We start from the raw sequence: 12,610 nt of genomic DNA on the forward strand, positions 1-12,610 counted from the left end.
GGTTGGAGAACGGCCTTCGGGGCCCTATCTTCCGGGCTGGACACTGGTGGGGACCTGCATGCCGGAACTGAAGCAGATCGAGGTGCGCGGCGCGCGCGAGCACAATCTCAAGAACATCGACGTGGATATCCCGCGCGACGAGCTTGTCGTGATCACCGGCCTGTCGGGCTCGGGCAAATCCTCTCTGGCCTTCGACACGATCTATGCCGAGGGACAGCGCCGCTATGTCGAGAGCCTCTCGGCCTATGCGCGGCAGTTCCTCGACATGATGGAAAAGCCCGATGTCGATCACATCTCGGGTCTCTCGCCCGCGATCTCGATCGAGCAGAAGACCACCTCGAAGAACCCGCGCTCCACGGTCGGCACCGTCACCGAGATCTACGATTACATGCGCCTGCTCTTCGCGCGGGTCGGCACGCCCTATTCCCCCGCCACCGGCCAGCCGATCGAGGCCCAGCAGGTGCAGGACATGGTCGACCGGGTCATGGCTATGGAGGAGGGCACGCGCGGCTATCTGCTCGCCCCCATCGTGCGCGACCGCAAGGGCGAATACCGCAAGGAGTTCATCGAACTGCGCAAGCAGGGCTTCCAGCGGATCAAGGTGAATGGCGAGTTCCACGAGCTGGAGAGCCCGCCGACGCTCGACAAGAAGTTCCGCCACGACATCGACGTGGTGGTCGACCGGATCGTGGTGCGCGAGGGGCTGGAGACGCGGCTAGCGGATTCGTTCCGTACCGCGCTCGACCTCGCCGACGGCATCGCGATTCTCGAAACCGCGCCCAAGGAGGGCGAGGGCGAGCCCGAGCGGATCACCTTCTCCGAGAAATTCGCCTGCCCGGTCTCGGGCTTCACCATCCCCGAGATCGAGCCGCGGCTGTTCTCGTTCAACGCGCCCTTCGGGGCCTGCCCCTCCTGCGACGGTCTCGGCGTCGAGCTGTTCTTCGACGAGCGTCTCGTCGTGCCCGATGTCACGCTCAAGGTCGCGGACGGTGCCATCGCGCCATGGCGCAAGGGCAAGACGCCGTATTTCCTGCAGACCATCGAGGCGATCTCCAAGCATTACGGCGTGTCGAAGACCGCCCGCTGGAAGGACCTGCCCGAGAAGGTGCAGGAAGTGTTCCTGCGCGGCTCCGGCAAGGAGGAGATCGATTTCCGTTATGATGATGGCGGCCGCGTCTACAAGGTGTCGCGCCCCTTCGAAGGCGTGATCCCGAATCTCGAGCGCCGCTACCGCGAGACCGACAGCTCCTGGGTCCGCGAGGAGATGGAGCAGTACCAGAACAACCGCGCCTGCGGCACCTGCCACGGGTACCGGCTGCGCGAAGAGGCGCTGGCGGTGAAGATCGCCGGGCTGCATGTCGGCCAAGTCGTGCAGATGTCGATCCGCGAGGCGTTCGACTGGTGCGAGACCGTGCCCGCCAGCCTCACCAACCAGAAGAACGAGATCGCCCGCGCCATCCTCAAGGAGATCCGCGAGCGGCTCGGCTTCCTCAATAATGTCGGCCTCGACTACCTGACGCTGTCGCGCAACGCCGGCACCCTGTCGGGCGGCGAAAGCCAGCGCATCCGGCTGGCGAGCCAGATCGGCTCGGGCCTGACCGGCGTGCTTTACGTGCTCGACGAGCCCTCGATCGGCCTGCACCAGCGCGACAACGACCGGCTGCTGACCACGCTCAAGAACCTGCGCGATCAGGGCAATACGGTGATCGTGGTCGAACATGACGAGGAGGCGATCCGCGAGGCGGATTACGTCTTCGACATGGGGCCGGGCGCGGGCGTGCATGGCGGCGCCATCGTCGCGCAGGGCACGCCGCAGGAGATCATGGCCAACCCGGATTCGGTGACCGGCCAGTATCTCGTCGGCAGCCGCGAGATCGCGGTGCCCGCGAAGCGGCGCAAGGGCAATGGTAAGAAGCTCACCGTGGTGAAGGCCACCGGCAACAACCTCAAGGAGGTGACGGTCGATTACCCGCTGGGCAAGTTCGTCGCCGTCACCGGCGTCTCGGGCGGTGGCAAGTCGACCCTGACCATCGAGACGCTCTACAAGAACGCCGCGATGAAGTTGAACGGCGCCCGGCAGGCGCCGGCGCCTTGCGAGACCATCAAGGGCTTCGAGCATCTCGATAAGGTGATCGACATCGACCAGCGCCCGATCGGCCGCACACCGCGTTCGAACCCCGCGACCTATACCGGCGCCTTCACCCCGATCCGCGACTGGTTCGCGGGGTTGCCCGAGGCGAAGGCGCGCGGCTACAAGCCGGGTCGCTTCTCCTTCAACGTGAAGGGCGGGCGCTGCGAGGCCTGCCAGGGCGACGGCGTCATCAAGATCGAGATGCACTTCCTGCCCGACGTCTACGTCACCTGCGAGACCTGCAAGGGCGCGCGCTACAACCGCGAGACACTGGAGGTGAAGTTCAAGGGCAAGTCGATCGCCGACGTGCTCGACATGACGGTCGAGGACGCGCAGGAATTCTTCTCTGCCGTGCCCTCGATCCGCGAGAAGATGGACGCGCTGTGCCGGGTTGGCCTCGGCTATATCAAGGTCGGCCAGCAGGCGACGACGCTTTCGGGCGGCGAGGCGCAGCGGGTGAAGCTGTCGAAGGAACTGGCGCGCCGTTCCACGGGCCGTACGCTCTATATCCTCGACGAGCCGACGACCGGCCTGCATTTCGAGGATGTGCGCAAGCTTCTCGAAGTGCTGCACGAGCTGGTCGAGGCCGGCAATACGGTCGTGGTGATCGAGCACAATCTCGACGTGGTGAAGACCGCCGACTGGATCATCGACATCGGGCCCGAGGGCGGCGATGGCGGCGGCACCGTGGTTGCCACCGGTACCCCCGAAGAGGTGGGCGAGGTCGAGGCGAGCCACACCGGCCGCTATCTCAAGCCGATGCTGAAGCCGCGCAAGATCGCCGCCGAATGAACGGGTGACGATGAATGCAGAAGGGCCGCCCCGAGGGGCGGCCCTTTCGCTTTGTCGTATCGGGGGTCAGTAGCCGGTCGGGCCGCCGAAGATCGAGCTGTCGGTCTCTAGAGATACCGTCTGGGCCGCGGGCTCGACGGTAGCGGTTTCCGCAGCGGCGGTCAGGGTCGGGGCGCTCGTCGCTTCGGAATAGGCGCCGCCGGAGGTCGAGACGCGATCCCCCTCGATGTTGATCACCGTGGGCCCGGTCGCGGTGGTCGTGGTGCTGGTCACCCGGGTATCGCTCGGGGTCGAACTCGGGACCGACGAGGTGCCGAGCGCTGAGGTCTCGACACGCCGACCGTTTTGCAAGGTGGTCACCGGGGGCGTTTCTGCCGGGGTGTCGATCACGGCGAAGCTTGCCGCCTCGGGGCGCAGGCGCGGCCGCTGGCCCACGCTTTCAGGGGCGAAGCGCGGGGCAGGGGCCGGGGCGGCTGCCGCCAGCGCGGCACCGCCGGAGGCGGCCGCCACGGTGCCCACGGCCACCGGCACGCCCGCCTTGCGCGCAGCTTTGCGCAGCTTCTTCTCGGCCTTGATGGCCTGCTTGGTGTTCCCGGAGACGACGGCGTTGAGCATCTGCACCACGGCGCCGCCCCCGTTGATCCTGAACTTGGGCTCTGCGTTGAGGGCCATGGGAGCGGTGGCGATGGTGAGCGCGGTGCCGAGGCCGATGAGCGTCTTCATGGGATCTTCTCCTGAATCGGATTTGGCTTGACAACGGCGCAATCTTCGTTCCGTTCCCCGCCGCGTGATCAACTCGGCGAAACTTCGCGTTCCACGCCTTCCATGAACTCCTGCGACACGCCACGCAGCATCTCGCGCAGCGCCTCGCGCGGCTCGGCCCCGTTGCCCCGCGCCGCGTCGTAGGCGCGGCGCTGCCGCGTCGCCGAGGAACCGCGATGCGCGATCCGCCGGGTGTCACGCAGCTCGTCGAGGCATCCCAGCGCCCGGGCGTCGCCCTCCATCATCTCCTCCAGCTCGCCCAAGAGTTCCTCCATCGGCCTGAGCGCGTTGCGCCCGAGGTCCAGCAGGGTGCCTTCCGTGCCGTAGCGCTGCGCGCGCCAGCGGTTCTCTTCGATCAGGAAGCGATCATAGACGCGCCAGCGCTTGTTCTCGGTCTTGAGCCGCCACAGCATCCGCATCACGCATTGCACGAAGGCGGCCACGGACAGCGCTTCCTCCATGCGCGGCATCACGTCGGCGATGCGCGTCTCCAGCGTCGGCCAGGCCTCGGAGGGGCGCAGGTCCCACCAGATCTTGCTGGCATCCTCGATGATCCCGGCCTGGACCAGCGCATCGACCATCTTGCGATATTCGGCCCAGCTCTCGATCCGCGGCGGCAGGCCCGAGCGCGGGCACTGGTCGAAGACGTTGAGCCGCCATGACGACAGCTGCGTGTCCTCGCCGCGCCAATAGGGCGAAGAGGCCGACAGCGCGAGCACGAAGGGCAGGAAGTAGCTTGCCTGTCCCATCAGGTCGGCGCGAAGCTCGTGATCCTCGCCCAAGCCCACATGGACATGCATGCCGCAGGTCATCAGCCGCCGCGCGATGCCGCCGATATCCTCGGCAATCTTGTCGTAGCGCGCGCCCTGACCGGTGCCACGGCTTTCGGGGTCGCCCCAAGGGTGGCAGGAGACCGCGACAAGGGCGAGGCCGTGATCCTGCGCCACCTCGGCGAGACGGCCACGCAGATGCGCGAGATCGGCGCGCGCCTCCGAGATGTTCGCGGCGACCGAGGTGCCGATCTCGATCTGGCAGTCGCGGAACTCGGGGCTGACATGGTCGCCGAGCCGCTTTCTCGCGGAGTCGAGCATTTCGCTCGGCACGGCGGCGAGGTCCATCGTCTTGGCGTCGACGACGAGATATTCCTCCTCGATGCCGAGGCTGAAGGCGGGATCAGTCATGGGGCGGCCCTCCGGTAATGTTGCCGGGGCCAACGCCTCTTGCAGCGAAACGGGTCCGGACCGGCTCAGCCGACGCGGAGCGTACCGCGCATCCTTGGATGGATCGCGCAGAGATAGGGATACTCGCCGCGTGCCGAAAAGCTCATCCGAACCGATTGCCCGGAGCCAAGCCGGCCGCTGTCGAAGACGCCGCTTTCCGAGGTCACGGTATGGGGGGCGATGTCGCGATTGGTGAAGACCACCGTGTCGCCCGGTGCAATGGCGATGGCCGCCGGCACGAAGGCGAAGCCTTGTATCGACACCTGGTGGACCTGTCCCATGGCCGGCGTTGCCGGAACTGGGCGGGTCGGGGCGGGGGGCGGAACTGCGGGGGCGAGACCGCCCGCGCGCGCGGCCAATGCCGCGAGGGGCAGGGCGACGCCTGCGGTGATGGCGCGGCTAAGTAATTGACGACGCGTCGGCATGACAGGATCCTCCGCGCGCGAAATGCGCGATGGGGACAGCGTCTCGCGGACGCTGCCCCCTGTCCAGTCGCGTTGACGTGAGCCTCAGTCCATCGGCTTGAAGTTGAACTCGCCGCCGTCCTTGATGCCCGACGGCCAGCGCGCGGTGACCGTCTTAGTCTTGGTGTAGAACTTGAAGCTGTCGGTGCCGTGCTGGTTCAGGTCGCCGAAGGCCGATTTCTTCCAGCCGCCGAAGCTGTGATAGGCCAGCGGCACCGGGATCGGGACGTTGATGCCGACCATGCCGACATTGACCCGGTTGGCGAAGTCCCGCGCGGCGTCGCCGTCACGGGTGAAGATCGCGGTGCCGTTGCCCATCTCGTGATCCATGGCAAGCTTCAGCGCCTCCTCGTAGGAGCCCGCGCGCACGGTCGAGAGAACCGGGCCGAAGATCTCCTTGCGGTAGATGTCCATGTCCGGCGTCACGCGGTCGAACAGATGCGCGCCGACGAAGAAGCCGTTCTCGTAGCCCTGCAGCCGGAAGTCGCGCCCGTCGACCACCAGCTCGGCGCCCGCATCGACACCGGACTGCACGAGCTTGAGGATATTCTCCTTGGCGGCGGCGGTGACCACGGGGCCGAAATCGACGTCGTCGCCCGAGGTGTAGGGTCCGACCTTCAGGCTCTCGACCCGCGGCTTGAGCGCCAAGATCAGCCGATCGGCGGTCTCCTCGCCCACCGGCACGGCGACCGAGATCGCCATGCAACGCTCGCCCGCGGCGCCGTAGCCCGCGCCGACCAGCGCGTCGGCGGCCTTGTCCATGTCGGCATCCGGCATGATGATCATGTGGTTCTTGGCGCCGCCGAAGCACTGCACGCGCTTACCATGCGCGCAGCCTTTGCCGTAGATGTACTGGGCGATCGGGGTGGAGCCCACAAAGCCGATCGAGGCGATGCCCTCATGCTCGAGGATCGCGTCCACCGCTTCCTTGTCGCCGTTGACGACCTGCAGGATGCCCTTGGGCAGACCGGCCTCTTCCATCAGTTCGGCCAGCATCAGGGGCACCGAGGGGGCGCGCTCCGAGGGCTTGAGGATGAAGGCGTTGCCGCAGGCGATGGCGGGCGCGAACATCCACATCGGGATCATGGCGGGGAAGTTGAACGGGGTGATGCCCGCCGAGACGCCGAGCGGCTGGCGCATCGAATACATGTCGATGCCCGGGCCCGCACCGTCGGTGTACTCGCCCTTCAGCAGGTGCGGCGCGCCGATGCAGAACTCGACCACCTCGAGGCCGCGCTGCACGTCGCCCTTGGCGTCGGGGATGGTCTTGCCGTGCTCGCGCGACAGCGCCTCGGCCAGCTTGTCCATATCGCGGTTCAGCAGGCGCACATATTCCATCATCACCCGCGCCCGGCGCTGCGGGTTGGTGGCGGCCCATGCGGGCTGCGCCTTCTGGGCGGTCTCGACCGCGCGGTCGAGCTCGTCGCGCGAGGCGAGGGGGGCCTGGGCCTGCACTTCGCCGGTTGCGGGGTTGAAGACGTCCGCGAAGCGGCCCGAGCCGCCCTTGACGTGTTCGCCGCCGATGTAATGGGTCAGTTCCTGCATGTCCGGTCCTCCCGAAGAACGATCTGAGTTGGCATCACTATAGCCTTGCAGAAATGCCGGTAGAAGCGGCAGGGTGCCAAAACGGTTTTGCGTTTTTGCAGGATGGCATGGAGAATTGGGACGATATCCGCGTCTTTCTCGCGGTAGCACGGGCCGAGAGCCTGTCGGGCGCGGCGCCGGGGCTGCGAATGGACCCGGCGACGCTGGGGCGGCGGGTGGCGCGGCTCGAGGAGCGGCTGGGCGCGGCGCTCTTCGTCAAGAGCCCCCAGGGCTACGCGCTGACGCCCCGTGGCGAGCGGCTGGCCGAACACGCCGGGCGCGCCGAGGCGGCGCTGGCTCGTGCCGCCGAGGCCGGGACCCCCGAACGCGGCCTATCCGGGCAGATCCGTATCGGCGCGCCGGATGGCTGCGCCAATTTCGTGCTGCCGCAGGTCTGCGCCGCGATCCAGGCCGAGAACCCGGATCTGGAGCTGCAGATCCTCGCCCTGCCGCGCGTCGTGAACCTGTCCAAGCGCGAGGCCGACATGGCGGTTACGGTGAGCCCGCCGGAGGCGGGGCGCCTCACCGTGCAGAAGATCACCGATTACCGGCTCAGCCTCGCGCAGCGGGCCGACGCGCCGGTGCCGACGCGGCTGTCCGATCTGGGGACGCGGCCGCTGGTCGGCTACATCCCCGACATGATCTTTGACCGGGAGCTCGACTATCTCGGCAGCCTTGGCGCGCAGGGCGTGCCGCTCGCCTCCAACTCGGTCTCGGTGCAGCTGCAGATGCTACGCCACGCCGGGATCGGCATCGTCCATGATTTCGCGCTGCCCTTCGCGCCGGAGCTGCGGCGGGTGCTGACCGACGAGCTGCGGCTGACCCGCGCCTTCTGGCTGGTGCGCCATGCCGCCGACCGCCGCTCGGCGCGGCTCACCCGTTTCGCGGCGCTGCTCGCGGCGGCACTTCGGGCGGAGGTGGCGCGGCTCGAGGCGGAATGCTTGACAGGAACGAGCGCCGGGCGCGACGGTTGATCCATGGCTCCCAACTCAGGGGGCGCTTGAAGAGGAGTGCGCCATGCTCGTGCAACAGATCCTGAAATCCAAGGCCAATGACACCGTCGCCACCGTCGCGCCCGACATCACGGTGGCCGAGGCCGCGCGGCAGCTCTCCGAGAAGCGCATCGGTGCCCTCGTGGTCTCTCAGGACGGCAAGCGGGCGCTGGGCATCATTTCGGAACGCGACATCGTGCGCGAGATCGGCCAGCGCGGCCCGGACTGCCTGTCCGAGAAGGTCGAGGAAATGATGACCCGCGATCCGGTCACCTGCCACCGCGACGAGGTGGCCGATGCGGTGCTGGCCCGGATGACCGAGGGGCGGTTTCGCCACATCCCGGTGGTCGAAGGCGAGGAAATGGTCGGGCTGATCTCGATCGGCGACGTGGTCAAGGCGCGGCTGTCCGAGCTGGCGATGGAGAAGGATGCGCTCGAAGGGATGATCATGGGCCACTGACGACGCCGCGCGCGGCTCCACGCGCGGGCCGGGGCCTTGCATCCCGGCCCGCCTTGGTGTCGTGTGCGCGCGCAACATGCGGCGGGGAGGCGTCATGCGCATCGGTCTTTATCCCGGAACTTTCGATCCGGTCACGCTGGGCCATACGGACATCATCCGCCGGGCCTGCACGCTGGTCGACAGGCTGGTGATCGGCGTGGCGATCAATCGCGACAAGGGACCCTTGTTTTCGCTCGACGAGCGGGTCGCGATGATCGAGGCCGAGACCGCGCCGATCGCCGCTGCCTGCGGCTCGGAGATCGTGGTGCACCCCTTCGAGAACCTGCTGATCGACGCCGCGAACGATGTCGGCGCGCAGATGATCATCCGCGGCCTGCGGGCGGTGGCGGATTTCGAATACGAGTACCAGATGGTCGGCATGAACCGGATGCTCGACAAGTCGGTCGAGACCGTGTTCCTCATGGCCGAGGCCCGTCATCAGGCCATCGCCTCCAAGCTGGTCAAGGAAATCGCCCGGCTCGGCGGCGATGTCTCGTCCTTTGTGCCGCCGGGGGTCGAGGCGGCGCTGAAGGTGCGGCTCGACCTCTGATCGAGGGACCTCGGGGCCGCCGCGCGGCGTTGTGCCGGACAGCTGTCCGGAGGAGCGCCAGATGACCCCAACCCCGATCCGCCTTTCCCTGTCCATCCTTGCTCTCGCGGCCAGCGGCGCCGTCGCGCAGCAGGCGACGCAAAGCGGGGCGGACATCGCCGCCGAGACCCGCAAGGTTCTCGAAGGAACGGCCGGGCAGGACACGCAAGGTCAGGCGACCCAGCCCGCCCCCTCCGAAAGCCAGCCCCAGCAGCAGCCCCCGGCGCAACAGGATGCGCAAGGCGGGGCAGGGGCGGAGGCCCCACCCGCTACCGTCACCGCCCCCGGCGGCACCGCCGCGCAGCCCGAGACGCTGCGCATGCTGCAGCAAGGCGGCGCACAGCCGGTCGAGGCGCAGCAGGGAACCCCGGACAGCTCCGGGGCATCGGCGAGTTCGGGAGCTTCGGACGCCAGCGGCACCGCCGCCGCCCCGAGCGACACCTCCTCCACGGAGCCGATGCAGGCGCAGACCCCAAAGGTGCCGCCCACCCCCGAGGAGATCGAGGCCGCCAGCTACCAGGGCGGGCCGCTGCCGGACGGGCAGTCGGCGATTACCGTCAAGACGCAGATCCTGCTCGACCGCGCCGGGATTTCGCCGGGCATCATCGACGGCTGGAAGGGCGGCATGAGCGAGAGCGCCATCGCCGCCTTCGAGACGCGCGAGGGCTTCACGGCGGATGGGCAGCTCGACAGCCAGGTCTGGGACGCGCTCACCGCGACCCAGCCCGCGCCGATGCTGCAAAGTTACACCATCACCGAGGAGGACGTGAACGGGCTCAGCGATCCGCTGCCCGAGGATTATGCCGAGCTCGCCGAACTCGACCAGCTCGGCTACACCAGCGTCGCCGAAAAGCTGGCCGAGCGGTTTCACATGGATCAGGGCTTCCTCGAGAACCTGAACCCCGGCACCGGCTGGCGGCAGGGCGAGGCCATCACCGTGGTCGATCCCGGCCCGGCGCTCGAGACCAAGGTGGCCCGCATCGAGGTGCGCAAGGGCACGAGCCGGCTCGCGGGCTTCGACGAGAGCGGCCGGATGATCCTGAACTACCCCGTCACGGTCGGCTCGGCCCAGACCCCGTCACCCTCGGGCACGGTCGAGGTGGTCGCCGTGGCGATGGATCCGACCTACACCTACAACCCGGACGTCAATTTTCAGCAGGGCGACAATGACGAGGTGCTGATCCTGCCGCCCGGCCCGAACGGGCCGGTGGGGTCGGTCTGGATCGACCTGTCGAAGCCGACCTACGGGCTGCACGGCACCTCGGAGCCGGACTCGTTGTTCCAGGCGGCCAGCCATGGCTGCGTGCGGATGACCAACTGGGACGCCGAGGAGCTGGCGCTGCTGGTGTCCGAGGGCGTCGTCGTGGAGTTCGTCGAATGATCCGGCTGGCGGCAGGGGCGCTGCTGGGCCTGCTGGCCGCACCGCTCGCGGCGCAGGAGGCGCCGCCCGAGACCGCCCCCCTGCCGCCCATGCGACCCGCCGATCTGACGGAGGGCGCACAGGCGCCCTCTGTGCCGGATGAGGCAGAGGGCTCCGACATGGCGCCACAGGAGGTGCCGATGCCGGAGGCCCGGCCCGAACCGCTTGATCCGGAGGATCGGGGCGAGGCCGAAGGAACTGCGGAGGAGGATGCCGACACGCTGAGTGACGAGGTCGATTCCGAGACCGGATCCGAGCTTGACGCCGGGACTGACGGCGGTACCGAAGCCGAAGCCGAAGCCGAAGCCGAAGCCGAAGCCGAAGCCGAAGCCGAAGCCGAAGCCGAAGCCGAAGCCGAAGCCGGAACGGGCGAGGACACCGATGACGCGCCCGATGCCGGCGGCACGGCGCGCGAGAGCGTCCCGGCGATGCCGGACCGGCTCGCCGCCTCGACAGTGGCCCGCGAGACCTGCCGCGCCGAACTGGAGGCGCTGGGCGCGGTGTTCGACACGCAGCCGCCGGTCGATGATACGGACATCGCCGATTGCGGCATCGCGCATCCCGTGATGCTGTCGGAAATCGCGCCGGGCGTGGCGCTCGCGCCGCCCGCGCGGATGCGTTGCGAGACCGCGCTGGCACTGGCGCGCTGGGTGGAGGGTTTCGCCAAGCCCGCCGCCGAGCGGCTCGGGCGCGGCGCTCTGACCGAGATCCGGCAGGGCACGGTCTACAACTGCCGCAGCCGCAGTTCCGATGCCGACACGCTGTCCGAGCACGCCTTCGGCAACGCGGTCGACATCATGTCCTTCGGTTTCGCCGAGGGGCCGGAGGTCAAGGTGCAGCCGCGCGAGCGCGAGGGCTCGATGGCCGAGGCGTTCCAGGACGCGGTGCGCGCCACCGCCTGTCTCGAATTCACGACCGTGCTGGGGCCGGGCTCGGATGCCGCCCATGCCGACCACCTGCATCTCGACGTGAAGTCGCGGCGCGGCGATTTCCGGCTCTGCCAGTGAACGCGACCAGTGAACGTACCGGTGACCGCGACGCAGAATCGAAAAAGGCCGCCCCGAGGGGCGGCCTTTCGCATTGTCAGGGAACTCGAGCGATCAGCCCAGCTTGCCCATCGCGACGGCGGTATCGGCCATGCGGTTGGAGAAGCCCCACTCGTTGTCGTACCAGGTCAGGATGCGGCACATGGTGCCGTCCATGACCTTGGTCTGGTCGGTGTGGAACACCGAGGAATGCGGGTCGTGGTTGAAGTCCGAGCTGACCAGCTGCTCGTCGGTGTAGCCGAGAATGCCCTTGAGCGGGCCGTTCGCGGCGTCGCGGATCAGCTGGTTGATCTCCTCGACGCTGGTCTCGCGCGCGGCGTTGAAGGTCAGGTCCACGACCGAGACGTTCGGCGTCGGCACGCGGATCGCGACGCCGTCGAGCTTGCCGTTGAGCTCGGGCAGCACCAGGCCCACGGCCTTGGCCGCGCCGGTCGAGGTCGGGATCATCGACAGCGCCGCGGCGCGGGCGCGGTAGAGATCCTTGTGCATCGTGTCCAGCGTCGGCTGGTCGCCGGTGTAGCTGTGGATCGTCGTCATGAAGCCCTTGTCGATGCCGATGGCGTCGTTGAGCACCTTGGCGACCGGCGACAGGCAGTTGGTGGTGCACGACGCGTTCGACACGACCTTGTCCTCGGCCGTCAGCGTCTCGTGGTTGACGCCGTAGACAATGGTCTTCTCGGCGCCCGAGCAGGGGGCGGAGACCAGCACGCGCTTGGAGCCGTTCTCCAGATGCATCGCGGCCTTCTCGTGGCTCACGAAGATGCCGGTGCATTCCAACGCGACGTCGACGTCGGACCAGGGCAGCTCCTTGGGGTCGCGGATCGCGGTGACGCGGATCGGGCCACGGCCGACATCGATCGTATCCTCGGTGGTCTTCACCTCGTGCGGGAAACGGCCATGCACGCTGTCGTAGCGCAGCAGGTGGGCGTTGGTCTCGACCGGGCCGAGATCGTTGATGGCCACGACCTCGATGTCGGTGCGGCCGGATTCGATGATGCCGCGCAGGACGTTGCGCCCGATGCGGCCGAAGCCGTTGATTGCTACCTTGACAGCCATGGGGGTCTCCTCGGGAATTGCCGGGCTTGGGTTCGGCGCCAAGATCGGCATTTGT

Annotated in this window: 11 protein-coding genes; 6 read left to right on the forward strand and 5 right to left on the reverse strand. The window is 68.0% G+C overall.

Annotated elements, in window-relative coordinates:
- Positions 1–58: 58 nt before the first annotated feature.
- Positions 59–2,923 (forward strand): excinuclease ABC subunit UvrA, encoded by a 2,865-nt coding sequence (uvrA, locus tag LOS8367_RS06835; RefSeq protein WP_085895730.1) that lies wholly within the window; start codon positions 59–61, stop codon positions 2,921–2,923.
- Positions 2,924–2,989: 66 nt separating this feature from the next.
- Here uvrA and LOS8367_RS06840 read toward each other — a convergent pair whose 3' ends face one another.
- From LOS8367_RS06840 to LOS8367_RS06855, 4 genes are all read right to left on the reverse strand, one after another.
- Complete coding sequence (locus tag LOS8367_RS06840) at positions 2,990–3,646, reverse strand: hypothetical protein (RefSeq protein ID WP_085895731.1); 657 nt, start codon at positions 3,644–3,646, stop codon at positions 2,990–2,992.
- Between the two features lie 68 nt (positions 3,647–3,714).
- Positions 3,715–4,866, reverse strand: a complete 1,152-nt coding sequence (locus tag LOS8367_RS06845) for a carboxylate-amine ligase (RefSeq protein ID WP_085895732.1) — start codon at positions 4,864–4,866, stop codon at positions 3,715–3,717.
- 65 nt (positions 4,867–4,931) lie between these two features.
- Positions 4,932–5,186, reverse strand: a complete 255-nt coding sequence (locus tag LOS8367_RS19175; protein WP_207569230.1) for a cupredoxin domain-containing protein — start codon at positions 5,184–5,186, stop codon at positions 4,932–4,934.
- Positions 5,187–5,414: 228 nt separating this feature from the next.
- A complete protein-coding gene (locus tag LOS8367_RS06855) occupies positions 5,415–6,914 on the reverse strand; it encodes a CoA-acylating methylmalonate-semialdehyde dehydrogenase (RefSeq protein ID WP_085895734.1) in 1,500 nt (499 codons plus the stop codon).
- A 107-nt stretch (positions 6,915–7,021) separates the two neighbouring features.
- Here LOS8367_RS06855 and LOS8367_RS06860 point away from each other — a divergent pair, with 107 nt between their 5' ends.
- The 5 genes from LOS8367_RS06860 to LOS8367_RS06880 all read left to right on the forward strand — a co-directional run bounded on the left by LOS8367_RS06860 (position 7,022) and on the right by LOS8367_RS06880 (position 11,460).
- The gene (locus tag LOS8367_RS06860; RefSeq protein ID WP_085895735.1) at positions 7,022–7,927 is read left to right on the forward strand and encodes a LysR family transcriptional regulator; all 906 of its coding nucleotides are present in this window, start codon (positions 7,022–7,024) and stop codon (positions 7,925–7,927) included.
- 43 nt (positions 7,928–7,970) lie between these two features.
- Positions 7,971–8,405 carry a CBS domain-containing protein gene (locus LOS8367_RS06865; RefSeq protein ID WP_085895736.1) on the forward strand — a complete coding sequence of 145 codons (435 nt, stop codon included), beginning with the start codon at positions 7,971–7,973 and terminating at the stop codon, positions 8,403–8,405.
- 94 nt (positions 8,406–8,499) lie between these two features.
- Complete coding sequence (coaD, locus tag LOS8367_RS06870; protein WP_085895737.1) at positions 8,500–8,994, forward strand: pantetheine-phosphate adenylyltransferase; 495 nt, start codon at positions 8,500–8,502, stop codon at positions 8,992–8,994.
- Between the two features lie 61 nt (positions 8,995–9,055).
- The gene (locus LOS8367_RS06875) at positions 9,056–10,414 is read left to right on the forward strand and encodes a L,D-transpeptidase family protein (RefSeq protein WP_085895738.1); all 1,359 of its coding nucleotides are present in this window, start codon (positions 9,056–9,058) and stop codon (positions 10,412–10,414) included.
- Positions 10,411–11,460 carry an extensin-like domain-containing protein gene (locus LOS8367_RS06880; RefSeq protein WP_085895739.1) on the forward strand — a complete coding sequence of 350 codons (1,050 nt, stop codon included), beginning with the start codon at positions 10,411–10,413 and terminating at the stop codon, positions 11,458–11,460. Before LOS8367_RS06875 ends, LOS8367_RS06880 begins: the two co-directional genes overlap by 4 nt.
- A gap of 93 nt (positions 11,461–11,553) precedes the next feature.
- Here LOS8367_RS06880 and gap read toward each other — a convergent pair whose 3' ends face one another.
- The gene (gap, locus tag LOS8367_RS06885) at positions 11,554–12,555 is read right to left on the reverse strand and encodes a type I glyceraldehyde-3-phosphate dehydrogenase (RefSeq protein ID WP_085895740.1); all 1,002 of its coding nucleotides are present in this window, start codon (positions 12,553–12,555) and stop codon (positions 11,554–11,556) included.
- Between the last annotated feature and the right edge of the window lie 55 nt (positions 12,556–12,610).

This window comes from Limimaricola soesokkakensis (assembly GCF_900172345.1).
Taxonomy (GTDB): Bacteria; Pseudomonadota; Alphaproteobacteria; order Rhodobacterales; family Rhodobacteraceae; genus Limimaricola; species Limimaricola soesokkakensis.